This is a genomic window from Nonomuraea sp. NPDC049028, from assembly GCF_043197735.1.
Taxonomy (GTDB): domain Bacteria; phylum Actinomycetota; class Actinomycetes; order Streptosporangiales; family Streptosporangiaceae; genus Nonomuraea.
The window spans coordinates 152,656-176,451 of record NZ_JBICTR010000005.1; the positions used below are offsets into that span (position 1 = coordinate 152,656).

Genomic DNA, 23,796 nt, shown 5'->3' on the forward strand with positions numbered 1-23,796 from the left:
GGGTGCCGAAGCTGTGGAACGAGACGATCGAGACGCACCGCCGTACCGTGCATGACGCGATCCTGGACGCCACTGTCGAGCTGGTGCGGGAGCGTGGGCTCCTGGCGGTGACGATGTCGCAGATCGCCGAGAAAACCGGTATCGGCCGCGCGACGCTCTACAAGTACTTTCCCGACGTCCAGACCATCCTGCTGGCCTGGCACGGCCGCATGGTCGCCGGGCATCTGGAGCACCTCGCCCAGGCGGTGGAGCGCGAGAGCGACGCCCGACTGCGGCTCGAAGCCATGCTGGAGACGTACGCCCTGATGCATCGGCGGATGGCGCGGCATGGCTTCAGCCCCGATCTCGTCATGCTCCTGCACCGGTCCGAGGACGCCGGCCGCGCCCAGCGGCGGCTGCATGACATGCTGCGCGACGCGCTGACGGATGCCGCGCGGGCCGGTGACGTACGTGAGGACGTGGCGGCGGACGAGCTTTCCGCCTTCTGCACGCACGCGCTGCAGGCGGCCGTCGACCTGCCCTCGGAGGCCGCGGTCAAGCGCCTCGTCTCCCTTACCCTGGCCGGGCTGCGACCGCGCTGAGCTGATCTCCCTACCTGCGTTCAGCGGGCCTCGGCCGGCTCCGGCGGGCTTCAGCGGGACTCAGTGAGAGCCCGCGGAGGACCGGCGGCGGCGCCGGAGATGGCCGGTGATCAAGACGGCTTTCGCCAGGGCCATCACCAGGATGATCCCCAGGACGGCGTCCGAACCCAGTCCCGCCCACTGCGGGATCGCCCAGTCGAGGTTGATGGTGCCGTCCGTCTCGGACCAGTCTGCTTTGACGCTCTTGGGCCTTTCGCCGCCTGCGTGCGGGCCGTGGCCGGGGCCGGTGGGCAAGCCGAACCGTGAGGAGCGCGGAACGGCGGGTCGTAGGCTGGTCGTATGGTGAAGACCGCGGCACGGCAGCCGGTACCCGCCCGGCGTGCGGACGCCGAGCGCAACATCGCCGCGATCCTCCAAGCGGGGACCCGGCTGCTCAGCGCCGACCCCACGGCCAGCGTGGCCGACATCGCCAAGGCCGCCGGGGTGGGCAGAGTCACCCTTTATGGCCACTTCCCGTCGCGGGAGGCGCTGGTGGACGCGGTGCTCGACCACGCGGTCGGCGTGGCGGAGGCGGTGCTGGCGGACGATTCGATCGACACGGCACCCGCGCCCGAGGCCATGGCCAAGCTCCTGCGGTCGTCCTGGGAGATCCTCGACCGGCACCGCCGCCTGTTCCTGGCCGCCGACCGGACGCTGGCCACGGAACAGATCAGGAAGCACCATGACCGGCCGCTGCAGCGGGTGGAGCGACTCATCGCGCGCGGTCAGCGTGCGGGCGACTTCCGTACGGACCTGCCGCTGGCCTGGCTGGTGACGACGTTCTTCTCGATCATCCACAGCGCGGCGCAGGAGCGTGAGACCGGACGGCTGGCGGCCGAGGAGGTCGAGCCGGTGCTGATCAAGACGATGCTGGCGCTGCTCTCCAAGCCGGCCTGACCACGGCCTCCGCGGGCTCCCCCCAGAAGCTCATCCCGAATGAACCCTACCCGTGTATGGTTCACGGCTGCTAACTTGAACATCAGTGTTCGAGTTAAGGAGACTTCGGATGAGTCATGGCATGCCTTCCGCCCAGACACGCACGAGCGGGTGGGGCCTGCTCGTGCTGCTGTGCCTGGCCCAGTTCATGTTGATCGTCGACATCACGGTGGTGCAGGTGGCGCTGCCCACCATCGGTACGGACCTCGCGCTCGACCGTGAGTCGCTGACCTGGGTGGTGACCACGTACACGCTCTGCTTCGGCGGCCTCATGGTGCTCGGCGGGCGGCTCGCCGACGCGTGGGGCGCCCGTCGCACGCTCATGATGGGGCTGGGACTGTTCACGGCGGCCTCGCTGGCGTGCGGGCTGGCCGGGAGCGGCGCGATGCTCATCGCCGGGCGCGCGTTCCAGGGGGTCGGAGCGGCGCTGCTCTCCCCGGCGGCCCTGGCCGTTATCACCACCACCTACCAGGGCGAACGACGCGGCCGGGCGCTCGGCGTCTGGGCGGCCATCGGTGGTACGGGGGCGGCCCTGGGCGTGCTGCTCGGCGGCGTGCTGACCGCCGGGCCGGGCTGGACCTGGGTGTTCATCGTCAACGTCCCGATCGGGCTGGTGGTGCTCGCCACCGTGCCCGCCGTCGTACCGCCCACGCCCGGCCGGAGCGAACGGGTCGACGTACCCGGCGCCCTGGTCGTCACGCTGGCGACGGCCCTGCTGATCTACGGGCTGGTGACGGCGGGCGACGCCGGCTGGGGCGCGGCGGGCACGGTGCTGCCGCTGGTGGGGGCCGTGCTGCTGTACGCGCTGTTCGTGGTCGTCGAGCGGTCGGTACGCGCACCGCTCATGCGCGCCGAGACCCTGGCCAGACGGCCGGTGATCTCGGGGACGTTCGTCATGCTGATGGCCACCGGGCTGATGCTGGGGTTGTTCTTCCTCAGCTCGCTCTACCTCCAGAACGTGCTGCGGTTCAGCGCGCTGGAGACCGGGCTGCTGTTCCTGCCCGTGGCCATCGCGATCACGATCGGCGCGCAGCTCGGCGGGCATCTCATCGGCCGGATCGGCGGCCGGCCGGTGGCGGTGGCGTCCTTCGTGGTGACAGCGGCCGGGGCGGCGCTGATGACCCGCATCTCGCCCGACGCGAGTGCGTACACCACGTTGCTGCCCGGCTTCGTGCTGGCTGCCCTGGGGATCGGGCCGGCGTTCGTGACGGCCACCACCACGACCATGGCGAACATCCCGCCCGGCGAGAACGGTGTCGCCTCCGGCGTCATCAACACCTTCCACGAACTCGGCGGCTCGATCGGCGTGGCCGTCATCTCCACGGTCGCCGCGTCCAGCCTCGTACCCGGCTCGGCGGCGGGCATCGGCGGCTTCGTCTCCGGGCTCACCCTGTGCGCCGTCGCCGCGGGTGTCGCGGCAGCCATCGCGCTGTGGCTGGTGCCACCGGGCAAGCCCGCGGCGGCGTTCGTCGGCCATGGGCACGGACACGGCCACTGACGGGTACGACGCGCGTGGGCCGGGCGGCCAGGCCGTCGAGGCCGGCACCCAGCTCGCGGGCGTGATGAACCCCGAGGGGCGCTAATCGTCCTCGCGGAGCCGCTCCAGCCGAGTCTGGGCGAACGAGCGGATCGCCTCATCCCTGGCCATGGCCGCGTGCGCCAGGAGGTACGTGTCCTCCTTGTGGGACAAGCTCGCGGCGGCCGCCCCGGCGAACAGCCGGGTCAGCGGGTCGCCTTCTTCCATCCGGATGACGATGCCGGTCCGGTCAGACTCCTCCTCGTCCTGGAGGATCAGCCACTCCACCAGCTCCTTGAGCTGACCCGGGGGCAGACATGACGCCCCTGCCTCAAGCTGCTCGATCGAGGCCTCGGTCAGGAACTCGAGGATCTTCCAGCGGATGGCGCGATCGGGGTCGAGGCTCAGGTTGATGACCTGCGCGAGGATGGGCCCGTGCCGCCCGTCGGCGTTCGCCAGCGCGACGGTGATCGCGTTGTACCGGGTGTTGCGGACCGGGCTGGACAGCAGGGCCGGGAGCTCGTCCATCATCGGGGCCGCGAGCTCGGCCAGCTCGGAGAGCAGCCAGGAGGCCACGCCGACGACCACCTCTTCGCCGCTGCGAAGGAGCCTTGCGAGGTTCTCGACGGGGTATCCCGCATACAGCTCGCTCAGCAGGTCATTGGCGGCCTCGCCCATGATCTCGTCGTCGGCCGGATGCGTACGAATACGCTCGATCAGATCGTCGCCTGTTTGCGTCTGCATCGACTACTCCCAGTATTCGCCGTTCCAGTACGGCTTCCGGCCCATAGTTCTCTCGAACTCGCTGGCATCCGGGCTCCCCCCGGCGCTGGGTCCGCTCCCGGAATCCTGGTGGAACTCCCGCCGTTGGATGCTCTCCTCAAATTGCTTGAGATTTTTTTCTTCCCTTTCGATTCGCTGCGCGTGCCCGACCTCATAACCCTTGACCTCCTCTTCTTGCTTTCTGACCTTGAGGCTTCTCTTCATCTCGGACAGGGCCTTCCTCGCCTCCGCCTCTGTCATGCCCCTGGCACTGGTCGGGGTCTCCTCATGGATTCTTCCGTCTCTCTCCACGCGGTAGCTCTTGTTGCTTCTTCCTCTGCCGAGAAAGCCGCGGCCTCTACCTCGGTTGCCCCCGTTCCCTCGATTGTTGTTGCGGGGAGACATCCGGGCGATGCCGTTCTCGGCCGAGCGGGGGCCGGACGACGCCCTCATGCCGGCGGGCCGCAGGGGCACTCCGCCGCGCGGGCCGGCCAAGGCCATGCGCCCGCCGGGCCCGCCGCCGCGGCGCGGGAGATCGTCCAGGATGCGGCGCATCGGCTCCTTCAGCCTCCTGATGACCACCTCCCCTACTCGCTTGCCCGTGATCTCCATGCCCTCGGCCTGGGCTCTCCTGAGCTGGGCCCGGGCCAGTCTCATCCGTACCAAGGCCAACGAGACTCCGGTCACGCCCCCGACCGCCAGCAGCTTCGCCACGGTGACCGCCGTGGCCGCCGCCTGCATGCCCGAGACGACCTTCACCGCCGACACCACGGAGGCGGCGCCGTCCAGGGCCGCGGGCGCCACGGATAAGGCCTGACTGGCCTGCCCGAGGGATCCGCCGTTGACGCCGAGCCTGTTCCACTGGGTCTGCATGGCTTCGGCGGAGCCGCCGTGGTAGTTCTGCTGGGCGCCGCGGACCGCCGTCTCCGCCTGTGTCGCCGATGTGAGCGTGGTCGCGGCGGTGCCGCGCATGGCGTTGGCCTCGGCCCGCATCTCGTCTTCGTTGATGTTCGGCCAGTGGCCGATCATCTGCATCATCCCGGCGGCGGCCGGGTCGAGCATCACCGCCATATGTCACCGGCGTTCCGCGCGTTCGCGGCCTCGGCTTCGGAGTTGTTCCTGACCACGCGGTGGAGCCCGTCGCCGGTTTCGCCGAGCGCCGTGGACAGGGCGGTGAGCGCGGCCATCGAGGTCTCGCGGGCATCGGCGTAAATGCCGGCGAACATGCCGAACATGCCGTCGTCCCCCCAGGACGAGACGCCGTCCCCCCGCTGCACGAGAGGGTTGAGCGCCGAATTGTGCTCTTCTGCGTGGGTTCTGAGCCGAGAGGCATCCTGTCCCACAGCCCCCAGGCTGATCTCCAATCCCGTCATGCCGGATGACCATACCTCGACATTTCGCCAAATACGCAGCTTCCTGCGATGGACCGGCAAATGCGGCGCCGACAGTTTTCATCGTCCATCGGTACGGAAGAAGAGCGGAAGAAAAACGGAAGAGCGACCTCCTAACATTCTCCGACGTCGGTCACGACCAGTTAGGAAAGCGATAACCGAGTGCCCGCGCTTTGCGCCATTGCGGCGGGCCCCCTTCACCGAACCCGCACGGAGTCGACGTGTCTGTACCCACCCCAGAGCAGGACGCGGCGTTCCTGGCCGAGTACGTGGACCGTTGCCGGGAGGTCATTCGTGGCCTGTACGCCGCGCAGACGGCCATCGGACGGCTCGAGGGTCAGGCGGAGAGCGCCGACGGTCTGGTGTGGGCCACCGCTGACGGCCAGGGCCGGGTGACACGGCTGAGCATCAACCCGCGGGCGCTGCGAAAGAACGAGCGGGAGCTCGGCCGCGAGGTGACCGAGGTGCTCCAGGCGGCCCAGAACGACGCCGCACGGCAGGCGCAGGAGGTCGTGGACAAGGCGTCGAGACGAGCCGACGCCTTGCCGGAACCGCTCGACGCGACCTTCGTCCGCGCACGGGGCGAGCAGGCCATCCGCGATCTCATCTAGCTCATCCAGGAGGCGCAGCGTGTACTTTCCGGAGAACGACTTCGGCGTCCGGGACGTGGACGGGCCTGCCCGCGAGGGCGCGCGGATGCTGACCGCCCTGGAGGCGGCCCAGGAGGACCTCGACAAGATCGTCGGCACGGCCAAGAGCCGGTCGGGCCACGTCGAGGCATCCGTGAACCCCGAAGGCCGCGTGCTGAACGTCTCCTTCGGCCCCCGCGCTCTGCGCATGGGCAGCGAGGACCTGGCAGAGGAGGTCATGGCGACCCTCGACCTGGCGGGCGCCGACGCTCAACGCCAGGCCGACGCCCTCCTGCGCGACACCCTTCCCGGGTACGACCTGGAGCAGGCCGCCGCCGACCTCCGGCGCGTCATCGGCGACTGGCGCTGATCTGCGACGCCGGCGGCGTGACCTCGACCCGAGCGGGGTCAGGCCACTGGCGGCCGGTTCAGTAGGTGATGAATCCGTACAGCGCCATATGGTTCGACTTCGTGCTGCTCACCGTGTGATCGATGCTCGACGGCTGCACAGCGCCCTTGACGAACAGATAGTCGATCTTCCTGGAGCCGGACGTCACCTTTGCCCCATAGCCGGTCATGCCGAAGCCGCTGAGCGTCGTGGAGGCGATGTTCGTACGATTCGCGTCGATCCCGATCACCCGGATCGTCGAGGCGTTCATCAAGCTGGTGGCGTCCGCGCCGACGTGGATACCGGAGTTGGCGATGCCCGTGTCGCCGGCGCCCGCGCAGGCGTTCGCTCCGTTCTGTTCCGGGAGGTGCATGGTCGCGGCGAAAACCGTGGTGCCCGTTTCCTTGATCGTGAACTTCGCCGCGATGGCGCTCGTACGCTTCCATTTGTAGGTGTTGGTGCTGCCGTCGTCGTTGCTCGGCGGCTTGTACAGCGTGCACCCGGCTCCGCCGCCGTACGATGTCCCGGGCTTTAACCAGCCCGCACTCCAATACGCGGAAATGTCGCCCGCCGCCAGGCTCAGCGTTCTGGTGTTGTAGACGATGCCGTTGGTCTGCTTCTTCTTCAGGTCGCCCAGCGCCTGCTGAGCGCACTTGTGCGTGGAGCCCCACGCCTCGGGGTCGTCCCAGGCCACGATCGCCTTGTAGGTGCCCGCCGGATATCCGAACTTGGCCGAGAGCTGGTCGGCGTAGGCCGTGGCCTGTCCGGTGCCGCGTACCTGCTGCACGATCAGGAGATCGGGAGCCTGCACGCCGGAGGTGCCCGTCTTGCCGTTGTCGTCGACCAGCATCGACGTGAGGTGATCCGGCCCGGAGATTCGGGTGCAGGAGCCATCGGCGTTGTTCCGCACCAGGTTCTCGATGTTGTTGTTGTAGACCCGCAGGACCCGGTCGGCCGCGGCCGTGGGCGCCGCTTGCGCCTGCGCGATCGAGGTCGTGGTGGTGGCCAGTGCGGTGGCGGCAGCGAGCGCGATCGCGCCGGATGATCGATAGACGAACGACATGAGCGCAGGGTAACGATCGACGCTGAGAGCACCCCGCGACCGTCAGGCCAACCCGGGTCATTCCATGCTGGGGAGATCGATAGGTGGGAAGAGCGGGGGGTCGTTGGCCAGGTCGAACGCGGCGGCGAGGATGCTGACGACCTGAGGCATGGCCTGAGGCGCCAGCTCGTACTCGCCGCGCCGTCGTTGCGTGATCAGCCTGGCGCTCTGCAGCGCGCGGAGGTGGTGATAGAGCTGGCCACTGGTGGTCTGCTCACCGTCTCCGGCAAGGGAGTCTTGGAGGTCGGTGCTGGTCCGCCGCCCCTGTCGTAGGAGCGCCGCGAGCAGCGCCAGCCGCGGCTGACTGCCAAGGGTCTCCAGGATGTGGGCCACCGGCGCCCAATCGGCCGACAGCAGATCGGCGAGGGAGAGCTGCCTGTCCCAGAGAGTCTCGCCGGCGGCCAGCCGTGAGGCTCCGATGTAGCCCACTGTCCCGAGCTTGTCCTCCTTCTTCGCCTGGCGAAGCATGCCGGTGGCCGCCGCGCTGAGTGACGGCGACTCCGGCGAGCGTCGCGGTGGGCCGGCGGTGTCGAGCCGACTCTCCAGGTGGGCGATCCGGCGTTCGAGTGCGGCGAGTCTGTCCTCGCTCATCGGGCTCTCCTACGTTATTCCATTATTACGGAGTAGCGTAGGAGATTGGTGCCGGGCATGGCAATGGGTGAAGTCCCGGTTGTGCAACGCACGAAGAACAACTCAAAGTGCGAGGTGCTCAGCAGGCTGAGAGCCATCTGACGAACACGGCCCTGGATGGGATGCCGTTCGGCACCACCACGACGTGGTCCCATTCGTAGACGATGCTCGGTCCCTCGTCGCCTTCGGCGGGCACCATGTCGGGCGAGTCCAGAGGGCTCGAGCCCGTGCTGCCCACGCTGGCCACCACGCGCTGCTGGGCGTCCATGAAGACGAGCTGGCTGTGCCAGACGTCGGCGTGCTTGGTGAAGTCGGTGTCGCTCACGGCGTGCACGTGCACGCGAGTAGTGCCGCTCTCGATATAGACGTAACTGGGAAACTCCAGATGGCAGTCCCCGACCTTCCACGGGCTGCCGAACGCCCCTCGCGCGAAGAGCGAGCTCGACGTGAGCGACAGAATCCTGGAGTCGGTGGCGGCGTCGGCGGAGGCCGGGGTCGGGATGCCGAGCATGGCGGTGAGTGAGACGATCGCGGCGACGGTGAAGAGACGCGGTCTTGAGATGCGCATGGATCCCCCTGAAAGGCAGTCTTGCCCTTTAGGCGTTCCACGCCGTTCCTTCATGGCTTGGGGCGGCCGGCTCCTCAGCCTCATCCGGCGCTTCAGCGACAAACGTCGCGCAAGCAGTTACTGTGCTGCGGCAGACTTGCCTAGATACCGGTCGGAATGATCCATGACGCAGCCAACCGCAACGAACTGGCCGGGCCAGGAGGACGAGCTTCCGCCCGATACCTAGGGGCGTGGACAGTCGGCGGACTCTCCGCTTCCGTGGGCGTTCATCGTCTTGGTCGGGCTGTTGGTGGCGGGGCGGTTCCTGCTGGCGCCGTACCTGACGGCTCCGGCGTTGCAGACGTGGGCGACCGGTGTTCGCGATCGTGACGATCGCGCCGCCCGCATTGGGATCGTTCGCGGCCGGGCGCGAGGACTCCCCGTCCGCGCCGCCCCCGGCCAAGGCCGTTCCCTACCGGCCGCTGGCCGCCGGCGGGGTGGCCCTGCTGGCGCTGGGCGAGTTCATCGGGCGCGCCTATGACCCGGCCGGCACCTCGCTGGCCCGCCAGAAGGTCAAACTGACCGGCTTCGTGGTGTCCTCGGCGAAGAAGAACCGCTGGTACGTCGCGAGGATGCAGATCAGCTGCTGCGCCGCCGACGCGCTCGCCCTGAAGGTGGCCGTCGAAGGCGTGCCCGCCCCCAGGGAGAACAGCTGGGTGGCGGTCACCGGCAGCTGGATCCCGTGGAAGGGCAAGATCCCCAACGGGTACGTGATCCCCGCCATGACCGCCACCGACGTCACGAAGATCGACCAACCGGCCGAGCCGTACGAGTGAACCGGCGGCCCCGCAGGAGCGACCTCGGGAACGCCAGAGTCACCGATGCCCGGCCTGGGCGACCGCGTCCCTGCCACGAGGCGATCGGTGGCAGGGACGCTTTCCGGTCGGATGCGTCGGCCGGCGTCCTGTCGCTAGCTCTTCGCCTTGACGCAGTACGGGCAGAAGGGTTCAGGGTCGACGCAGACCTTGACGCTGTCGGAGTCGTTGGCGGGATCGAGATCCAGTTCCTTGCCGTCGGCGGTGGCCGCGTTGGTCGTCTCTCCGATCGCTGTGGCCTTGGCGTGGATGGTCAATGTGGCCGAGGCGCCACTGGCCAGCGTGCCGACCGTCCACATCCCGCTGGCCGGCGCGTACGTCCCGTTGGAGGCCATGGCGGACACGAAGGTGAGGTTGGACGGGAGCATGTCCTTGACCGTGACGCCCGTCGCGTCGTTCGGGCCGGCGTTGCGTACGGTGACGCGGTAGGTGACGGTCTGGCCCACGGTCACCTTGGTCGAATCGGCGGACTTGACCACGCTCAAGTCCACGGCCGGGTTGACCTTGGTAACGGCGTCGCCGCTGGTAGAGGTCAGCAGCTCCGGCTCCGGACCGAGCCGGTTCTCGTAGCCGACCGTCCCCTGGTTGGTCACCTCTCCGCCCGCGGCGTCCCGGCCGACCTTGACCTTGAACTCCACGGTGGTGCCGCCGGGCAGGCTCGCGGCGTTGGGCAGCGAGCCGCCGGCCGCGGCGGTGGCGCCGTTGCCCAGGGTGAAGGAGACCTTGCCGGCCGCGGCGTTGAACTCGCCCTGGTCGTCGCCCGCCTGATCGGTCTTGTCCCCGCTGCCCGGGCCGTCGACCACCTGGAGCGAGCCGGGAACGTAAGTGGTCCCCGCCGGGACGGTGTCGGTGAGGCGCACGTTCTCCGCCGGGGCGCCGCCCCTGTTGACCGCGGTGAGCCGGTAGGTGATCACGTCACCGACGTCGACCGGCCCCTGCGGGCTCGCGGATTTGCTGACGACGACGCACGGCGCGGTGGCGAAGGAGATGTCGTCGAGCAGGTTGCCGAAGGTGGCGTTCCCTCCGGCCGCCGAGACGGAACGGAAGGCGAACCTGGTGGTCGTCTGGCCCGCGGGCACGATGTAGATGCCGGAGTAGGTGCCCCAGCTCCCGGTGCCGTCCGACATGACCTTCTGTTGCACCGGGGACGCCGGAGCGCCGATGTCCAGGGCCATCGAGTCGACCCCCAGCCGGCCGCGGTGGGACAGCCGCCAGTACAGCTTCGCCCCCGGGGTGGTCGCGTGGTCCTGGTACAGCGTCGAGACCTGGTTGGCGTTCAGCTCGGCGAGTTGCCTGCCCTCCTTGGGCGGGGTGTTGGCCGGGTTCGGCGGGCTGGCCCACAGCTCGATCATGTGGTCGGTGGCGGTGGTGAGCCAGCCGGGCACGTGGTTCGGCACGCCGACCTGCGAGGCATCGGGGAACGAGGCCCACGTCCCGCGGCTGACGACCGGCTGCTCGAAACCGCCGTTGACCAGCGAAACCTGGTCGGGGCATGAGGCGGGATCCGGCGCGACCCGCGAAACCGCCGGGGCGGTGACGGCAGGTGCGGCCTCAGCCGGGACCGCGCCGAACAGCGTCAGCGGAAGGGCCGCCGCCGCGAGGGCGGCGACCGGGTAACACATCCCTCGGATGCGCCTCATCGTGATGTTCCTCTCGTCGCAGAGCACTGCCTTCATCCACCGGACCGGAAAACGGCACCGGCGCCGGACGGCAGCCTCACCCGACGAGGGCACGCGGCGGCACGCGACACGTACGGTCGCACCAACAGTTGGGGTGATCTTGTTCAGCGCGTATACGACCCTCGGCATCGCCCCCGTGCGCCAAGAGAGGCTGGGCGGGTCACCAGCCCAGGTCGTCGCAGCCGGTGTGGTCCACGGGTTCGACCTGCAGAGTGGCATGGGCGACGCCGTGGCGCTGTCGTAGCAGGTCGCGGGCCTGGTCCAGGACGGCGTGGTTGTTCTCCTGGTCCACGGTGACGAGATGGGCGGTGGCGACGTTCATACCGGAGGTGAGGGTCCACAGGTGCAGGTCGTGGATATCGCGTACGCCGCGAATGGCGGCCAGGTCGGCCGCCACGGCGGCGGCGTCGAGACCTTCGGGGACGTGCTGACCGAGGACGGCGAAGACCTGACGGCCGAGCGAGACAGCGCGTACGGCCACGAAGACGCCGATGGCCAGGGCGACGACGGTGTCCCAGAACGCCTGGCCGGTCGTCGCGACGAGCCAGCCCGCGATGATGACGCCGACCGAGCCGGCGGTGTCGGCGACGACCTCCAGGTAGGCGCCCTTGACGTTGAGACTCTCACTTGCCCCGGAGCGCAACAGGAGCAGTGCGATCAGGTTCACCGCAAGTCCGATCGCGCCCACGACGAGCATCGGACCGGTGGAGACTTCGGCGGGTCCGCCGATGCGGCCGATGGCTTCGGCGACCACGTACAGGGCGACGCCCAGCATCATGATCACAGCCAGCAGGGAGGCGAACACCTCGGCCCGGTAGGAGCCATAGCTGCGGCGGCCGGTGGTGTCGGGGCGGGTGGCGATCCTGGTGGCGACCAGGGCCGCGCCGAGGGTGACGACGTCGGCCGCCATGTGCCCGGCGTCCGACATCAGCGCCAGCGAGCCCGAGATCAGCCCGAAGGCGAGCTCGACCACGAAGTACGCGCCGATCAGCGCGAAGGAGACCGCCAGCCGCCAGCGGTGGCGGCCGCCCGCGTGCCCGTGCCCGTGTCCCACGCCCATCAAGTGTTCCCGCCACGTTCGGGATGGATGGCGTCGGTGTGCTCGGTGTGGGCGAGCGCCAGGTCGAGCAGCATGCGTACGTGCGGGTCTTCCAGACGGTAGTAGGCCATCCGGCCGGAGCGGCGCGCGGCGACGATGCGGTGGGCGCGCAGCAGTCGCAGGGCGTGGGAGACGGCGGACTCGCTCTGGCCGGTCACGGCGGCCAGGTCGCACACGCACAGTTCGCCGTCCAGCAGGGCGACCAGGAGCCGCAGCCGGTTCGGGTCCGACAGCAGCCCGAAGATGTCGGCGGTGTCGGTGAGATCCTCGGCGGCCGGCATCCGCTCGCAGACCGCGGCTACGCGATCGGCGTCGACCACTTTGGCGGCACAACCGTCCATCGCCAACACACCCTCATCTGAAGAAGCATTCATATGAGCAAGATAGAGCGTCGCCTGGACGGCATGTCAAGCGCGCGGTCTTTGCCGGCATATGTCGCACAGCGCGGCCGTTAAGGGCAGTGCCGGTAGTCTTCTACTTTGAGTAGAACGCGGGCAGGAGGGGTGACGGTGCAGCTCGGCAACCTGGAGCGATCGGTCATGGAAGCCCTGTGGGAGCATCCCGAGGGCATGTTCGCCCACGTCCTCGCCGCGGAGCTGCCGTCCCGGCCCGCCACCACGACGGTGTTGACCGTCTTGATGCGGCTCTCGAACAAGGGCATGGTCTCCCGCGAGCGCATCGGACGAGCACACCTGTACAGGTCCACCGCGGACAAGGACGCCTTCGTCGCCGAGGCCATGCGCGCCGCCCTGAACGAGGCCGGCGACGTCGCGGCAGCCGTGCAACGCTTCGTCGGAACGGTGACGCCGGAGGTGGCCGCCGCCTTGCGCGCGGCCCTGGGCGAGCGGGGCGGATCGGCGCGATGATCGCCTGGCTGGTCGTGGCCGGGATCGCGCTGCTACCGGTGGCGCTCGGAGACCGGGCCGCGCGCAGGCTGGCCGGGGCGGCGTGGACGCACCGCTGCCCCCGCGCGGCGCTGGTGCTGTGGCAGGCGATCGGGCTGGCCGCCGGTCTGAGCGCGGTCGGTCTCGGATTGGTGGGCGCCGTCGCGCCGCTGGCCGCGGTGTTCCCGCACGGAGCGCACACCCTGGTGAGCCAGATCGTCAGCGGGCATGGCCTTGACGGGCTCGGGCCGGTGCATCTGCTGGCCCTGGCCTGGTCGGCGGGCCTGATGGGCTGGCTCGTCATCCACACGGTGCGCGTCGCCACCAAGACGATCCGGGAGCGACGCCGGCAGCGCCTGCTGGTCGACGTGGTCGCCGATCATTCACCGGCGCATGACGTCTATGTGCTGCCTGTCTCCGAACATGTCGCCTACTGCGTACCGGGCAGAGACCGGCGGATCGTGCTGAGCCGGGGCACTCTGGAGCTGCTGACTCCGAAGGAGTTGCAGGCCGTTCTCGGGCATGAGCGGGCCCACGCCCGGGGCCACCACGACCTGGCGCTGCTGCCTTTCGTCGCACTGGTGCACGCGTTCCCATGGCTGGCCTCCGCCCGGACGGCGCGGCACGCGGTCGCGGTGCTGGTGGAGATGATCGCCGACGATCACGCGTGCCGGGCGCACGGCGCGCTGCCTCTGGCGCGCGCTCTTGTCCGCATGGCGACCGCCGAATCCGGCCCGGGTCTCGCCGCGCTCTCCCTGGCCGACGCGGGAGTCGTCGAGCGCCTGAACCGACTGCTCGGCGAACGCGCGCAGCCTCGCTGGGTGCCCGCAGCGGCGTACTCGACCGCCGGCCTCCTGCTCAGTGGCCCGGTGGCCGTGCTGGTCGCGCCGCTGGTGTGCATCACGCTCTGACCGCGTCTCGCCTTATGACCTCTGTATTCGACGTACGGTAGAAGTTCTACAAGGCGTAGAAGCTAGCGGTCGGAGGAGGTCGGATGGGCGAGAAGCCGCAGGGCTCGATCAAGGAGCGGCTCTCCGTGTTGCGGGCCCGCCAACGGAGAGAGGAGCTGCGGCGCCGGGCCATCATGATCGGCCTCTCGCTGACCGGAGCGGGCATGCTCGCGGCCCGCGGCGCCGCGGAAACCCCCACCGTCCCGAAGAGCGGAAGATGACGACGAACCTGAAGGTAACCCTCGGCATGGGCGCGGTCACGGCTTTGATCGTGGCGCTGATCGTGGGAGCGGTCGCGATGTTCGGCCCCGAGCCCGCCAACGCGCCGGCGTCCGCATCCGGTACGGATACCGTCCCGGAGCGGTTCCTGGTACGAGAAGACAGCCACCGGCTCGCAACGGCCCCCGACGGCAAGGTCACGCTGGTCGAGTTCCTCGACTTCGAGTGCGAGGCCTGCGGCGCGGTCTTTCCGCACATGGAACGCATCCGTGCCGAGTACGCCGGGCGGATCAACCTGGTCGTCCGCTACTTCCCGATGCCCGGCCACCGCAATGGCGAACTGGCGGCACGCGTCGCCGAGGCCGCGGCCCAGCAGGGCAAGCTCGAGGTGATGTACGCCAAGCTGTTCCAAACCCAGGCGCAGTGGGGTGAGGCAAGCGCATCGAAGGAGGCCTTCTTCCTCGATCTGGCGAAACAGGCCGGCCTCGACATGACTGTCTTCAAGCGCGACCTCGATGCCGCGAAGACCGCAGAACGGGTGAAGAAGGACCAGGGTGACGGACTCGTGCTCGGCGTGCAGGGCACGCCGACGATCTTCTTCAACGGCGCGCCGCTGGATGTCGAGCCCAGCTACGACAACCTCAAGGCCAAGATCGACGCGGCTCTGACGTCATGACGGCGGTCCCCGGCTCGATCGTCACGCGCTCGCTGCCGTACGTTCTCGTCCTGGGCGGGGTACTGGGATTCGGCGCGGCGTTCCTGCTCATCGTCGAGCGGCTCAAACTGGCGGCGAACGCCGACCATGTCCCTGCCTGCAGCATCAATCCGATCATCAGCTGCGGCTCGGTGATGAGAACCGAGCAGGCCTCGGTCTTCGGCTTCCCCAACCCGTTGATCGGCATCGCCGCCTTCCCCTTGGTGCTCGCCGTCGGCATGGCTCTCCTGGCCGGTGCCCGCTTTCGCGCGTGGTTCTGGCACGGCCTGCACCTCGGCTCCGGGGCGGGCGTCGTCTTCGTGCACTGGCTGATCTTCCAATCGCTGTACCGGATCGGCGCGCTGTGTCCGTACTGCATGCTCGTCTGGGTGGCCACAGTCGTCGTCTTCTGGTACGTGAGCCTGGCCAACGTCGAGGCGGGCCGGATCCGGCTCCCCTCCGCCGTACGCAACCTCGCGGCGGTGGCCGCGCGCTATCACACGGTCGTGGTGATGGCTTGGGGGCTCGTCATCGCTGGGCTCATTCTCCAGCGGTTCTGGACGTACTGGACACAGTGGGCAGGCAGCCTTTGACAGGGCGCACGCCTGAACTTCTATAGCTTGTAGAAAAAGTTGCTCAGGCGCCGAACTGGCGCCCGTCCCTTGACGTATCTCCCATCGATCGCAGTTTGGGAGGCTACGCCATGTCTGCTCCGTTGAAATGCGCTATCACCACTCTGGCCGCGCTCGTTCTCGTCGCCGGGTGCGGTTCTAACGACCAGCCCAAGGTTGCGGCGAACCCTCTCTACCAGAATGCGGTGCTGAGCGCCGAGGACCTCGCCGCGAAGCTCGGCTGCAAGCCCGAGATGCGGACCAAGGCCGCCGAGCTTCGCCAGGGGATCTGCAAGACGGCCGACGGAAACTACGCGGTCACCAGCTTCACGACGGAAAAGGGGCGGAAAGACTGGCTGGATTATGCGTTGATGTACAAAGGCACCCATCTCGTCGGACGCCAGTGGGTCGTCACAGCCCCGCCTCCCGTCCTGGAGACCTTGCGCAAGAAACTGGGCGGCGAGCTCCAGAGCAGTGACGGCAGCGGCTCCAGCCGCGCTTCCGGCACGTGATCTCCCTTTCCGGCCAGGCGGCTGTCGGGCACGGCCGGGATCGCGTCGCCGCCCGGCCGTGTCCGGTACTTCAGTGGCCGGCGTGGCCGTCCGCGTTCGCCACCGGTCCGGGCCTCAGCCTGTGGTGGGTGGGGCCGTGCGGGTCGGCGCAGTGCTGGACGAGGCGGCGCAGGGCTCCGTCGTCGAAGGCGTGGGTGTCGGAGGTGGCGTGGTCGATCTGCAGGGTCGTGTGCTCGATGCCGTGCTCGTCATTGAGGTAGCCCTCGACGGCCATGCGGGCGGCGTGACAGTCGGCTCCCGGGGTCACCAGCACGTGGGCCGACAGGGAGAGGTATCCGGAGGTGACCTCCCAGATGTGCAGATCGTGCACCTCGACCACGGCGTCCAGGGCGACGATCTGGCGGCCGACCTCGGCCGGGTCGAGTTCGGGCGGTGCGGCCTCCATGAACACCCGTCCTGAGTCGCGGACCAGCCCCCAGCCGGCCTTGAGCATCAGGGCGGCGACCACCAGGGCGGCGATGGCGTCGGCGCGGGTCCAGCCGGTCAGCCAGACGACGAGCCCGGCGAGGGTGGTGGCGATGAAGGCGTACAGGTCGTTGAGGATGTGCTGGAAGGCGCCCTCGACATTGAGGCTGGAGCGATTGGCCTTGGACAGCAGCCAGGTGGCTGCCACGTTGACGGCGATGCCGGCCAGCCCGGTGACCACCACGAACAGGCCCTCGACCTGGCCCGGCTCGATCAGGCGGCGGATGCCCTCGAAGGTGAAGTAGGCCGCGAGCAGCAGCAGGGTGATGCCGTTGACCTGGGCGGAGACGATCTCGGCACGCTTGAGGCCGTAGGTGAAGCCGCCACGGGGTGGGCGGGCCGCGATCCGCATCGCGATCAGCGCGAACATGAGCGCCATCGCGTCGGTGAGCATGTGACCGGCATCGGAGATCAGCGCCAGGGAGCCGGCGATCAGGCCGATCACCACCTCGACGGCCATGAAACCGACGATCAGGGCGAGCGCACCGCTCAGATAGCGCCGGTCCGCTTGCGCGCTGACCCCATGCCCATGCCCATGGCCGTGGGTTCGGTCGTGCGTGTGTTGATCAGACATGCGCTGAGCTCCTTGAAGAACGTCGTCACATCGACATCTGCCCAAGTGTTCATATATGCACATGATTGCGATGCCAGGGATCCCCCGTCAATACGTCAGGGCGCCAAACTCTCTCGCTTCTACATATGAACATCACATCAGATGTTCAAACGCTTCGTGGTGTGTCGACTGCTCTCGGTGGAAGCCGGTCGGATCCTGGCCGCGGCTGACCGTTGCCCGCGTACGACGACCCCGTCACCGGAGCGTGCCGATCCTGCTCGGTATGGTCACCGGCGTGCTGCTACGAGCCGATGACTCCCGCACGGCGCGTCGTGACATACGGGAGCCGAGGGAGAAGCCGGGTCGGTCCGGCGGGCGGCCGCCACAGTGGAGGCGAAGTGCCCGCGTCGTGTCCGTGATCGGCCTCTCCGGCCGGTTCAGGCGGTCTGGAGGAGCTCGGCCAGGTCGGCGGGCATCGGCATGGGCTGGGTCAGTCCCACCATGGCGCGCCCGCTGTTGCCCTCGGGGTAGCGGCCCAGCGCCGAGCCTGGCGCGGCCACGATGATGCGCACGACCTGCCCGAGGGCTTCGCGCCGGTCGCGCAGGCGGACGGCCAGGGCGAACATGGCGATGTGGTTGGCCGTGTGCGGCCAGGGCCAGGGCTGGGAGATGATGTGCGCCCGTTCCAGGTGCCGCCACCTGGCCTCGGGGCCGGTGGTGGTGCGGGCGGCGCGCATCTCGGCGCGGTAGGCGGCCCGCACGCGGCTGGGCATCGGACGGCCGATCATCGGGATTCCTCCTGTGCGGACGAGCAGCAGCCACTGGCGCAGCCGTCGGGTCCGGCGGCGGGCTCGGCGGCGCCGGCGGCCGGGGTGAGTGCCGTGGCGGCGGGGATGGCGCAGCAGGCGTCGCCGCGCCAGGCCTCGCGGCCCTCTTTGACCGCGACCGCGGCGATGACCAGGGCGGCGATCGGATCGGCCCAGGACCAGCCGAACAGACTGTTGAGCGCCAGCCCCACGAGCAACACCGCGGACAGGTAGGTGCACAGCAGGGTCTGCTTGGAGTCGGCAACGGCCGAGGCCGAGCCGAGCTCGCGGCCGGCGCGGCGCTGGGCGTACGACAGGAACGGCATGACCGCCAGAGAGAGCGCGGCCAAGATGAGGCCGGGCGTGGAGTGCTCGGCCTCGCCGACGCCGAGCAGCGCCCGTACGGCGTCGAAGCTCACGTACGCGGCCAGCGCGAAGAACGAGATCGCGATGACGCGCAGAGCCACCTTCTCCCGCCGCTCGTGGTCGGCGACGGAGAACTGCCAGGCCACCGCGGCAGCCGAGGCGACCTCCACGATCGAGTCCAGGCCGAACCCGATGAGCGCGGCGGAGGAGGCGATGGTGCCCGCGGTGATCGCCACGATGGCTTCGATCACGTTGTAGGTGATGGTCGCTGCCACCAGCAGCCGGATTCGGCGCCGCAGCATGGCGCGCCGGGCTGGGTCGGGAGCCGGGGGCATGCCGATGCCGGGCAGGTTCACGGCGCTCATGACATCGCTACCCCGTCGCCGCTCTCGACACCATAGACCGGGCACAGCGCCACAGCGTGGCCGGTGGCGCCCAGCAGGTGCTCGGCCGAGGCCAGCAGGTCCATCAGCTCGGGCCGGGTCAAGCTGTAGAACGACTGCCGTCCTTCGGCCCGGTAGTCGACCAGGCCGCAGTCGCGCAGGCAGGCCAGGTGCTTGGACACCGTGGACTGGGCCAGCCCGAGCTGGCTGGTCAGATCCACGACGCGGGCCTCGCCGCGCGCGAGCCGCTGCACGATGCGCAGCCGGGTCTCATCGGCCAGAGAGTGGAACAGCGCCGCCGCCGGAGAGATGCCGGCGGCGATGTCAGCGCTGACGCACCGGCCACCTTCAGAAGCAATCGCCATATGGCGATGATAGCCCGATGCGGGCATGTCAGCGCAAGGGGCTGGTCTGCGCGTCAAGATCGCCTGGCAGGGCGATGTACCAATAACGGACCGGTGGAGGGCCAGTGGTGTGTCGCGGCGAGGGTGAATTCTTGCAGGCGGTCGGCCAGGTCTTGGCGTGTGGAGGCAGGCATGCGCTCAAGCGCTCATCCCCCGTCTGGGCTTCCTGCCGCCGCCCCGAAGCGCTCATCCAGGCTCAGCGATTTGTCCGCGTGCTACGGAATCTGTAACGTTCAAGTAACCATGGCTCAGTCATCTAATCCGGGCAACCGTCGGCCGACGGTGCGCGACGTGGCCAAGCTGGCCAACGTCTCCATGCAGACCGTCTCCAATGTGCTGCACAACAGGTCCAGCCAGATGACCCCCGAGACGCGGGCGCGGGTGGAGCAGGCGATGAAGGACTTGGCCTACCACCCCAACGCCGCGGCTCGTGGGCTGCGCTCGTCGAGCACGCGGACGTTCGGCTTTCTGCTTCTCGATGAGGCTCCGAGCTTCATGGCCGACCCGCTGACCAGTCTGCTCGTCGCGGGGGTGGGGGACATCGCCCGCGACGAGGGCTATGAGCTGCTGCTGCGCGCCGAGCGCCCCCTTGCGGCCGAACGTTCGCTGGTGCGTCCGCTGCACGCGGGCCGGGTGGACGGCGCGGTCGTGCTGATGTCCGGCGAACCAGGGCTGCGGCAGGACTACATCGGGCAGCTGGCCGGGACGGGCGTGCCGTTCGTCTTGTTCGATGAGGTCGTCCACGATACGGCGCTGCTCTCGGTACGGACCGACGAGCGTCAATGCGCGCGCAGGCTTACCGAGCATCTGCTGGCCGCGGGGCACCAGCGGATCGCGTTCATCGCGGCGAAGCTGCCGTGGGCGGTGGTGGAGCAGCGTCACCTCGGTTACCGGGACGCCTTGGCCGCCGCCGGGCGTGGCGTGTCGCCGCACCTGGAGCTCTTCGAGGCGACCTGGCAGGCGGATGGCGGCGAGCGGATGGCCCGCCGGCTGCTGGAGCTGGCCGATCCGCCCTCGGCCATCATGTGCGCCAGCGATGTGCTGGCCATCGGAGCCATTCACACGGCCAGGGAACTCGGGCGCCGGGTTCCGGATGACGTCGCCATCTGCGGGTTCGACGACTTCGAGTTCTCCCGCTTCGTCGATCCACCACTGACCACGGTCCGTGTTCCCGCGTACGAGATGGGCCGGAAGGCCGCTGGTTTGCTGCTCGACCGCCTGGCCGGGCGGCCCATCAGCGAGCCCCACGTGGTCCTGAGCAATCAGCTGGTTCTCCGCGCATCTGCCTGATAATCGCCCGCACCCCCTTGAACGTTCTAGTAGCAACAGTTAGCATCCTGGACATCGAAGCTTTAACGTTCTAGAAGCCTCGCTGCTAGAAGGAGACGACATGCGCGCCCGGACCACGATCGGCCAGATGCGACGGAGCCTTGCCATCATGTCGGGCGTCTCGCTCGCGACTCTGCTCGTCGCCTGCGGGACCACCGGCTCCGCCGCCGAAGAAGGTTCCGGCGCCCGCGTGGTCAAGGTGGCGATCGTCCCCACGATGCCCTACATCGGCGTACAGAACGGCAAGCTCATCGGCCTCGACGGTGAGCTGTTCAACAAGGCAGCGGACAAGCTCGGCCTGGAAGTGAAGCCGTACACCGTCAACTTCACCGGCCTGATGGCCGGCGTCCAGGCCCACCGCTATGACATCGGGATCGGCGACATCTTCTGGAAAGCCGAGCGGGCGCAGGAAGGGATCTTCACCGACCCGCCCTTCTACTCGCCGGTCGTGCTCGCTGAGCGGCAAGGCCTGAAGGTCACGACCGTCGACGGGCTGAAGGGCAAGCAGTTGGGCACCGGTCAAGGCTTCGTCTACGTTCCGGCCCTGCAGAAGGTGCCGGGCGCGAAAGTCCACACATACCCGACTTATCAGGACACGCTGCAAGATTTGAACGCCGGCCGCATCGACGTAGCCTTCCTCGACCCGCTCACTGTCTCCTACTCCCGGCAGCGGGACCCGAAGTCCACTTACGATGTCGTGCCGCTCACCCCACCGGACGCGGCACAACTCGCCGCCCAGCCCCAGTACTCGGCATTCCTCCCGCTCATGACGGGGTGGTACCTCAACAAGGCCGAGAGCGCGTTGGAGGGCAAGCTCAGCAAGATCATCCGCGAGTTCTACGCGTCGGGAGAGGCCGGCCAGATCGTCCGTAAGTACGGCGGCGATCCGGAGACGATGCTCAAGCCCTACCGGGAGTTCAGCGCCCAGCGGCGCGCGACGGATCGGCCCGCGGATTGGAAAGCTCCGAGCATTCCCTGATCAGAGGGCGCTCGTAAGGAGGATGACGCATGAACGACCTGTTCCAGGGCGTGCCGTGGGCCGACTACGTGCCGGATCTGTGGGCCGCGTTTCTCAGCACTCTCAGCTACACCGTGGTCAGCTTCGTGGCGGCGGCCGTCATCGGCCTGGTGACGGCGCTGGCCCGGCTGGCGAAGTTCAGACCGGTCAGCGCGGCAGCGCAGATCTACACCGAGACGTTCAAAAACCTCCCGCTGATCACCGAACTCTACATCCTGTACTTCGGCCTGGCCTCGGTCGGCGTCAACCTCAGCGCCTTCCAGGCGGGGAGCCTGGGGCTGGCCCTGTTCTACGGCGCCTACCTCTCCGAGATCTTCCGAGCCGGCCTGCGTGGCGTACCCAAGGCCCAGCGTGAGGCCGCCTACGCGCTGGGGTTGTCATCCGGCCGGACGTTGCGGCACGTGATACTGCCCCAGGCCGCGCGGATCGCGGTCCCCGGCACCAGCACGATGATGGTCGACCTGCTCAAGGGCACCTCGCTCATGGTCGCGATCGGTGGTGGCGAGCTGATGACACAGGGCACGCTCATCGCGTCGGACACCTTCCGCGCCCTGCAGGTCTACATCGTGATCGGTCTGATCTACCTCGCCCTGTGCGCTCCGCTGTCACGCCTCATGCTGCGGCTTGAGCGCCGGATGCACGCCGGTGACGCGCTGTCGCCCAGCCGCCGCCGGGTGTGTGGCCTGATCCGGCAGGCGCAACAGGACGGCACGGCCCTGTACGCGTCCAGCCGGTCCTGACACCGAATCCACACGAAAGAAGCTGTGATGAGCACGTCCCCTTCCCGACCGGTGGTGGAGAGCGAATCGCCGGCGATCCGGCTGCGCGGTCTGCGCAAGAGCTTCGGCGGCCACGAAGTGCTCAAGGGCGTTGCCCTGGACATCCGCCACGGCGAGGTCATGAGCGTCCTGGGCCGCAGCGGGGGAGGCAAGAGCACCGTACTTCGCTGCGTCAATCTTCTGGAACGCCCGACGAGCGGCACGATCGAGATCGAGGGCGAGACGATTTTCGCCGATGGTGCGGCCGTTCGGGGCCAGAATCTCGTACGGTTGCGCCGCCGGGTCGGCATGGTCTTCCAGAACTTCCAGGTCTTCCCCCACCTGACGGCCGCCGAGAACGTGGTGTTGCCGCTGGTGCACGGCGCCGAGGTGCCCGAGCCCGAAGCGGTCGACCAGGCGCTGCGGATGCTGCACAGGGTCGGCCTCGCGGACAAGGCGCTGCGGACCCCGGACACCATGTCGGGCGGGGAGCAGCAGCGCGTGGCCATAGCCAGGGCCCTCGCGCTGAACCCCGTCGCGCTGCTCTTCGACGAACCCACCTCCGCGCTCGATCCCGAATCCACCCGCGAGGTTCTGGGCGTCATCAAGGAGCTGGCGGCGGAAGGCATGACCATGGTGGTGGTCACCCACGAACTGGGCTTCGCCAGGGACGTCGCCGACCGCGTGGCGTTCTTCGACGACGGCGTCATCGTCGAGGAGGGGGACGCCCAGGAGGTGATCGGCAACCCGCAGCACCCGCGTACACGCGCCTTCATCACGGGCATGGAAACCGAGCCGCACACCGTTCACTGACCCTTCGTGGCCGCGACGACACCCGCCTGACAGCCGCGCGGCCGAGCACGTCCCGAGCGGGAACCAAAAAGGAGATGAGATGGATCGCTGGGTTACTTTCGACTGCTACGGCACGCTGATGAACTGGAAGGCAGGTCTGGCCGAGATCGTCCAGCCGCTCGCCGGCGAGCGCACCGACGCGCTCGTCGACGCGCTCGCCTACCTGGAACCGCCGATCGCCGCCCGGCAGCCGCATCTGTCCTACCGGCAGGTGCTCTCACAAACGCTGCAACAGGCTGCCGCCCGGGAGCTGATCCCCTTGACGGCCGAGCAGCACGACCTGCTCGCGGACGGTTGGGATCGGTTGCCGGCCTTCCCGGACGCCTCCGATGCCCTGGCCGGGCTGCGCTCGGCCGGATGGCGGCCGGCCGTACTGACCAACTGCGACGACGACCTGTTCGCCCACTCGGTCCGTACGCTCGGTCAACCGCTGGACGAGGTGGTCACCGCGGAGCAGGTCCGTTCCTACAAGCCGGTGCTGAACCACTTCCGCGAGTTCGCCGCCCGTACCGGCGCGGGGCCGTCGAACTGGGTGCACGTCGGCAACAGCTGGATGGCCGACATCGTGTCCGCCGCCCGGCTCGGACTGCCGCGCGTGTGGATCGACCGGGACCGCAGTGGCCATGACCCCTCGCTCGCCACGATCGCCGTTCCGGATGCCAAGGATCTGGCGGACGTCGTAGGGCGCGCCCTGGACATGGGAGCGGCGCCCGGCATCGACCCGCTGCGATGAGACCCGGATCCCGACGCCTCCACCC

31 protein-coding genes are annotated in these 23,796 nt (G+C 68.8%); 17 read left to right on the forward strand and 14 right to left on the reverse strand.

The features are described from left to right. Positions 1–2 precede the first annotated feature (2 nt). Complete coding sequence (locus ACGFJ2_RS20250; RefSeq protein ID WP_393470330.1) at positions 3–581, forward strand: TetR/AcrR family transcriptional regulator; 579 nt, start codon at positions 3–5, stop codon at positions 579–581. Between the two features lie 60 nt (positions 582–641). On the opposite strand, the gene ACGFJ2_RS20255 is transcribed toward ACGFJ2_RS20250, so the two are convergent. Beyond that, positions 642–875, reverse strand: coding sequence for a hypothetical protein (locus ACGFJ2_RS20255; protein ID WP_358176475.1), 234 nt, complete (start codon positions 873–875; stop codon positions 642–644). Between the two features lie 45 nt (positions 876–920). On the opposite strand from ACGFJ2_RS20255, the gene ACGFJ2_RS20260 reads away from it, so the two are divergent. Together ACGFJ2_RS20260 and ACGFJ2_RS20265 are read left to right on the forward strand one after the other, a co-directional pair. Then, entirely contained in the window at positions 921–1,517 is a 597-nt protein-coding gene (locus ACGFJ2_RS20260) for a TetR/AcrR family transcriptional regulator (RefSeq protein ID WP_357938548.1), read from the forward strand. Between the two features lie 109 nt (positions 1,518–1,626). Next, positions 1,627–3,054, forward strand: a complete 1,428-nt coding sequence (locus tag ACGFJ2_RS20265; protein ID WP_393470334.1) for an MFS transporter — start codon at positions 1,627–1,629, stop codon at positions 3,052–3,054. A gap of 81 nt (positions 3,055–3,135) precedes the next feature. Here ACGFJ2_RS20265 and ACGFJ2_RS20270 read toward each other — a convergent pair whose 3' ends face one another. From ACGFJ2_RS20270 to ACGFJ2_RS20280, 3 genes are read right to left on the reverse strand one after another with little or no spacing between them, the layout of a single operon-like run. After that, positions 3,136–3,816 carry a hypothetical protein gene (locus ACGFJ2_RS20270; RefSeq protein ID WP_357938552.1) on the reverse strand — a complete coding sequence of 227 codons (681 nt, stop codon included), beginning with the start codon at positions 3,814–3,816 and terminating at the stop codon, positions 3,136–3,138. Between the two features lie 3 nt (positions 3,817–3,819). Further along, complete coding sequence (locus ACGFJ2_RS20275; protein ID WP_393470337.1) at positions 3,820–4,899, reverse strand: hypothetical protein; 1,080 nt, start codon at positions 4,897–4,899, stop codon at positions 3,820–3,822. Beyond that, a complete protein-coding gene (locus tag ACGFJ2_RS20280; protein ID WP_357938556.1) occupies positions 4,896–5,207 on the reverse strand; it encodes a hypothetical protein in 312 nt (103 codons plus the stop codon). The genes ACGFJ2_RS20275 and ACGFJ2_RS20280 overlap by 4 nt, the downstream gene beginning before the upstream one ends. A gap of 239 nt (positions 5,208–5,446) precedes the next feature. On the opposite strand from ACGFJ2_RS20280, the gene ACGFJ2_RS20285 reads away from it, so the two are divergent. Both ACGFJ2_RS20285 and ACGFJ2_RS20290 read left to right on the forward strand, forming a co-directional pair. Continuing rightward, positions 5,447–5,836, forward strand: coding sequence for a YbaB/EbfC family nucleoid-associated protein (locus ACGFJ2_RS20285; protein WP_357938558.1), 390 nt, complete (start codon positions 5,447–5,449; stop codon positions 5,834–5,836). Positions 5,837–5,855: 19 nt separating this feature from the next. Next, entirely contained in the window at positions 5,856–6,224 is a 369-nt protein-coding gene (locus ACGFJ2_RS20290; RefSeq protein ID WP_357938560.1) for a YbaB/EbfC family nucleoid-associated protein, read from the forward strand. A 58-nt stretch (positions 6,225–6,282) separates the two neighbouring features. Here the strand turns inward: ACGFJ2_RS20290 and ACGFJ2_RS20295 are convergent, their stop codons facing one another. The 3 genes from ACGFJ2_RS20295 to ACGFJ2_RS20305 all read right to left on the reverse strand — a co-directional run bounded on the left by ACGFJ2_RS20295 (position 6,283) and on the right by ACGFJ2_RS20305 (position 8,542). Beyond that, on the reverse strand, positions 6,283–7,305 hold the full coding sequence (locus ACGFJ2_RS20295) for a hypothetical protein (RefSeq protein WP_393470342.1): 1,023 nt from the start codon (positions 7,303–7,305) through the stop codon (positions 6,283–6,285). Positions 7,306–7,362: 57 nt separating this feature from the next. Then, positions 7,363–7,935 carry a hypothetical protein gene (locus tag ACGFJ2_RS20300; RefSeq protein ID WP_393470345.1) on the reverse strand — a complete coding sequence of 191 codons (573 nt, stop codon included), beginning with the start codon at positions 7,933–7,935 and terminating at the stop codon, positions 7,363–7,365. A gap of 118 nt (positions 7,936–8,053) precedes the next feature. Next, positions 8,054–8,542, reverse strand: coding sequence for a hypothetical protein (locus ACGFJ2_RS20305; protein WP_357938566.1), 489 nt, complete (start codon positions 8,540–8,542; stop codon positions 8,054–8,056). A gap of 353 nt (positions 8,543–8,895) precedes the next feature. On the opposite strand from ACGFJ2_RS20305, the gene ACGFJ2_RS20310 reads away from it, so the two are divergent. Further along, the gene (locus tag ACGFJ2_RS20310) at positions 8,896–9,357 is read left to right on the forward strand and encodes a TIGR03943 family putative permease subunit (protein ID WP_393470348.1); all 462 of its coding nucleotides are present in this window, start codon (positions 8,896–8,898) and stop codon (positions 9,355–9,357) included. Positions 9,358–9,491: 134 nt separating this feature from the next. Here ACGFJ2_RS20310 and ACGFJ2_RS20315 read toward each other — a convergent pair whose 3' ends face one another. The 3 genes from ACGFJ2_RS20315 to ACGFJ2_RS20325 all read right to left on the reverse strand — a co-directional run bounded on the left by ACGFJ2_RS20315 (position 9,492) and on the right by ACGFJ2_RS20325 (position 12,515). Continuing rightward, the gene (locus ACGFJ2_RS20315) at positions 9,492–11,036 is read right to left on the reverse strand and encodes a CARDB domain-containing protein (protein ID WP_393470351.1); all 1,545 of its coding nucleotides are present in this window, start codon (positions 11,034–11,036) and stop codon (positions 9,492–9,494) included. Between the two features lie 199 nt (positions 11,037–11,235). Then, a complete protein-coding gene (locus ACGFJ2_RS20320; RefSeq protein ID WP_357938569.1) occupies positions 11,236–12,135 on the reverse strand; it encodes a cation diffusion facilitator family transporter in 900 nt (299 codons plus the stop codon). Beyond that, positions 12,135–12,515, reverse strand: coding sequence for a metalloregulator ArsR/SmtB family transcription factor (locus tag ACGFJ2_RS20325; RefSeq protein WP_357938571.1), 381 nt, complete (start codon positions 12,513–12,515; stop codon positions 12,135–12,137). Before ACGFJ2_RS20325 ends, ACGFJ2_RS20320 begins: the two co-directional genes overlap by 1 nt. A 162-nt stretch (positions 12,516–12,677) precedes the next feature. Between ACGFJ2_RS20325 and ACGFJ2_RS20330 the strand changes: the two genes are divergently transcribed. From ACGFJ2_RS20330 to ACGFJ2_RS20355, 6 genes are all read left to right on the forward strand, one after another. After that, positions 12,678–13,040: a BlaI/MecI/CopY family transcriptional regulator gene (locus ACGFJ2_RS20330; protein ID WP_393470355.1), complete on the forward strand. Its 363-nt coding sequence runs from the start codon at positions 12,678–12,680 to the stop codon at positions 13,038–13,040. Further along, positions 13,037–13,969 (forward strand): M56 family metallopeptidase, encoded by a 933-nt coding sequence (locus ACGFJ2_RS20335; protein ID WP_393470358.1) that lies wholly within the window; start codon positions 13,037–13,039, stop codon positions 13,967–13,969. Before ACGFJ2_RS20330 ends, ACGFJ2_RS20335 begins: the two co-directional genes overlap by 4 nt. Positions 13,970–14,052: 83 nt before the next feature. Beyond that, positions 14,053–14,229, forward strand: a complete 177-nt coding sequence (locus tag ACGFJ2_RS20340) for a hypothetical protein (RefSeq protein WP_358176459.1) — start codon at positions 14,053–14,055, stop codon at positions 14,227–14,229. Next, entirely contained in the window at positions 14,226–14,903 is a 678-nt protein-coding gene (locus tag ACGFJ2_RS20345; RefSeq protein ID WP_393470361.1) for a DsbA family protein, read from the forward strand. Before ACGFJ2_RS20340 ends, ACGFJ2_RS20345 begins: the two co-directional genes overlap by 4 nt. Further along, positions 14,900–15,514 carry a vitamin K epoxide reductase family protein gene (locus ACGFJ2_RS20350; protein WP_357938581.1) on the forward strand — a complete coding sequence of 205 codons (615 nt, stop codon included), beginning with the start codon at positions 14,900–14,902 and terminating at the stop codon, positions 15,512–15,514. Before ACGFJ2_RS20345 ends, ACGFJ2_RS20350 begins: the two co-directional genes overlap by 4 nt. A 110-nt stretch (positions 15,515–15,624) precedes the next feature. Further along, complete coding sequence (locus ACGFJ2_RS20355; RefSeq protein WP_358176453.1) at positions 15,625–16,044, forward strand: hypothetical protein; 420 nt, start codon at positions 15,625–15,627, stop codon at positions 16,042–16,044. A 70-nt stretch (positions 16,045–16,114) separates the two neighbouring features. Here ACGFJ2_RS20355 and ACGFJ2_RS20360 read toward each other — a convergent pair whose 3' ends face one another. From ACGFJ2_RS20360 to ACGFJ2_RS20375, 4 genes are all read right to left on the reverse strand, one after another. Beyond that, entirely contained in the window at positions 16,115–17,143 is a 1,029-nt protein-coding gene (locus tag ACGFJ2_RS20360; RefSeq protein WP_357938585.1) for a cation diffusion facilitator family transporter, read from the reverse strand. Positions 17,144–17,559: 416 nt separating this feature from the next. Next, a complete protein-coding gene (locus ACGFJ2_RS20365) occupies positions 17,560–17,910 on the reverse strand; it encodes a DUF3703 domain-containing protein (RefSeq protein WP_393470365.1) in 351 nt (116 codons plus the stop codon). Then, a complete protein-coding gene (locus ACGFJ2_RS20370) occupies positions 17,907–18,659 on the reverse strand; it encodes a cation transporter (protein WP_357938589.1) in 753 nt (250 codons plus the stop codon). Before ACGFJ2_RS20370 ends, ACGFJ2_RS20365 begins: the two co-directional genes overlap by 4 nt. Beyond that, on the reverse strand, positions 18,656–19,042 hold the full coding sequence (locus ACGFJ2_RS20375) for an ArsR/SmtB family transcription factor (protein WP_393470369.1): 387 nt from the start codon (positions 19,040–19,042) through the stop codon (positions 18,656–18,658). The genes ACGFJ2_RS20370 and ACGFJ2_RS20375 overlap by 4 nt, the downstream gene beginning before the upstream one ends. Positions 19,043–19,324: 282 nt before the next feature. Here ACGFJ2_RS20375 and ACGFJ2_RS20380 point away from each other — a divergent pair, with 282 nt between their 5' ends. From ACGFJ2_RS20380 to ACGFJ2_RS20400, 5 genes are all read left to right on the forward strand, one after another. Further along, the gene (locus ACGFJ2_RS20380; protein WP_357938593.1) at positions 19,325–20,371 is read left to right on the forward strand and encodes a LacI family DNA-binding transcriptional regulator; all 1,047 of its coding nucleotides are present in this window, start codon (positions 19,325–19,327) and stop codon (positions 20,369–20,371) included. A 100-nt stretch (positions 20,372–20,471) separates the two neighbouring features. Continuing rightward, a complete protein-coding gene (locus ACGFJ2_RS20385; protein WP_357938595.1) occupies positions 20,472–21,389 on the forward strand; it encodes a transporter substrate-binding domain-containing protein in 918 nt (305 codons plus the stop codon). Between the two features lie 29 nt (positions 21,390–21,418). Next, positions 21,419–22,168: an amino acid ABC transporter permease gene (locus ACGFJ2_RS20390; protein ID WP_357938597.1), complete on the forward strand. Its 750-nt coding sequence runs from the start codon at positions 21,419–21,421 to the stop codon at positions 22,166–22,168. Between the two features lie 27 nt (positions 22,169–22,195). Further along, positions 22,196–22,999, forward strand: a complete 804-nt coding sequence (locus ACGFJ2_RS20395; protein ID WP_357938599.1) for an amino acid ABC transporter ATP-binding protein — start codon at positions 22,196–22,198, stop codon at positions 22,997–22,999. A gap of 79 nt (positions 23,000–23,078) precedes the next feature. Beyond that, complete coding sequence (locus ACGFJ2_RS20400) at positions 23,079–23,771, forward strand: HAD family hydrolase (protein WP_393470375.1); 693 nt, start codon at positions 23,079–23,081, stop codon at positions 23,769–23,771. Positions 23,772–23,796: the final 25 nt, after the last annotated feature.

Bases quoted from the DNA above. Each gene is read 5' to 3' on its own strand.
- ACGFJ2_RS20350 (WP_357938581.1), top strand. From the start codon at position 14,900: ATGACGGCGGTCCCCGGCTCGATCGTCACGCGCTCGCTGCCGTACGTT.
- ACGFJ2_RS20375 (WP_393470369.1), bottom strand. From the start codon at position 19,042: ATGGCGATTGCTTCTGAAGGTGGCCGGTGCGTCAGCGCTGACATCGCC.
- ACGFJ2_RS20325 (WP_357938571.1), bottom strand. From the start codon at position 12,515: ATGGACGGTTGTGCCGCCAAAGTGGTCGACGCCGATCGCGTAGCCGCG.
- ACGFJ2_RS20400 (WP_393470375.1), top strand. From the start codon at position 23,079: ATGGATCGCTGGGTTACTTTCGACTGCTACGGCACGCTGATGAACTGG.
- ACGFJ2_RS20300 (WP_393470345.1), bottom strand. From the start codon at position 7,935: ATGAGCGAGGACAGACTCGCCGCACTCGAACGCCGGATCGCCCACCTG.
- ACGFJ2_RS20295 (WP_393470342.1), bottom strand. From the start codon at position 7,305: ATGTCGTTCGTCTATCGATCATCCGGCGCGATCGCGCTCGCTGCCGCC.
- ACGFJ2_RS20390 (WP_357938597.1), top strand. From the start codon at position 21,419: ATGAACGACCTGTTCCAGGGCGTGCCGTGGGCCGACTACGTGCCGGAT.
- ACGFJ2_RS20315 (WP_393470351.1), bottom strand. From the start codon at position 11,036: ATGAGGCGCATCCGAGGGATGTGTTACCCGGTCGCCGCCCTCGCGGCG.
- ACGFJ2_RS20385 (WP_357938595.1), top strand. From the start codon at position 20,472: ATGCGCGCCCGGACCACGATCGGCCAGATGCGACGGAGCCTTGCCATC.
- ACGFJ2_RS20365 (WP_393470365.1), bottom strand. From the start codon at position 17,910: ATGATCGGCCGTCCGATGCCCAGCCGCGTGCGGGCCGCCTACCGCGCC.
- ACGFJ2_RS20340 (WP_358176459.1), top strand. From the start codon at position 14,053: ATGGGCGAGAAGCCGCAGGGCTCGATCAAGGAGCGGCTCTCCGTGTTG.
- ACGFJ2_RS20395 (WP_357938599.1), top strand. From the start codon at position 22,196: ATGAGCACGTCCCCTTCCCGACCGGTGGTGGAGAGCGAATCGCCGGCG.
- ACGFJ2_RS20265 (WP_393470334.1), top strand. From the start codon at position 1,627: ATGAGTCATGGCATGCCTTCCGCCCAGACACGCACGAGCGGGTGGGGC.
- ACGFJ2_RS20355 (WP_358176453.1), top strand. From the start codon at position 15,625: ATGTCTGCTCCGTTGAAATGCGCTATCACCACTCTGGCCGCGCTCGTT.
- ACGFJ2_RS20270 (WP_357938552.1), bottom strand. From the start codon at position 3,816: ATGCAGACGCAAACAGGCGACGATCTGATCGAGCGTATTCGTACGCAT.
- ACGFJ2_RS20335 (WP_393470358.1), top strand. From the start codon at position 13,037: ATGATCGCCTGGCTGGTCGTGGCCGGGATCGCGCTGCTACCGGTGGCG.
- ACGFJ2_RS20380 (WP_357938593.1), top strand. From the start codon at position 19,325: ATGGCTCAGTCATCTAATCCGGGCAACCGTCGGCCGACGGTGCGCGAC.
- ACGFJ2_RS20360 (WP_357938585.1), bottom strand. From the start codon at position 17,143: ATGTCTGATCAACACACGCACGACCGAACCCACGGCCATGGGCATGGG.
- ACGFJ2_RS20345 (WP_393470361.1), top strand. From the start codon at position 14,226: ATGACGACGAACCTGAAGGTAACCCTCGGCATGGGCGCGGTCACGGCT.
- ACGFJ2_RS20320 (WP_357938569.1), bottom strand. From the start codon at position 12,135: ATGGGCGTGGGACACGGGCACGGGCACGCGGGCGGCCGCCACCGCTGG.
- ACGFJ2_RS20305 (WP_357938566.1), bottom strand. From the start codon at position 8,542: ATGCGCATCTCAAGACCGCGTCTCTTCACCGTCGCCGCGATCGTCTCA.
- ACGFJ2_RS20280 (WP_357938556.1), bottom strand. From the start codon at position 5,207: ATGACGGGATTGGAGATCAGCCTGGGGGCTGTGGGACAGGATGCCTCT.
- ACGFJ2_RS20260 (WP_357938548.1), top strand. From the start codon at position 921: ATGGTGAAGACCGCGGCACGGCAGCCGGTACCCGCCCGGCGTGCGGAC.
- ACGFJ2_RS20370 (WP_357938589.1), bottom strand. From the start codon at position 18,659: ATGAGCGCCGTGAACCTGCCCGGCATCGGCATGCCCCCGGCTCCCGAC.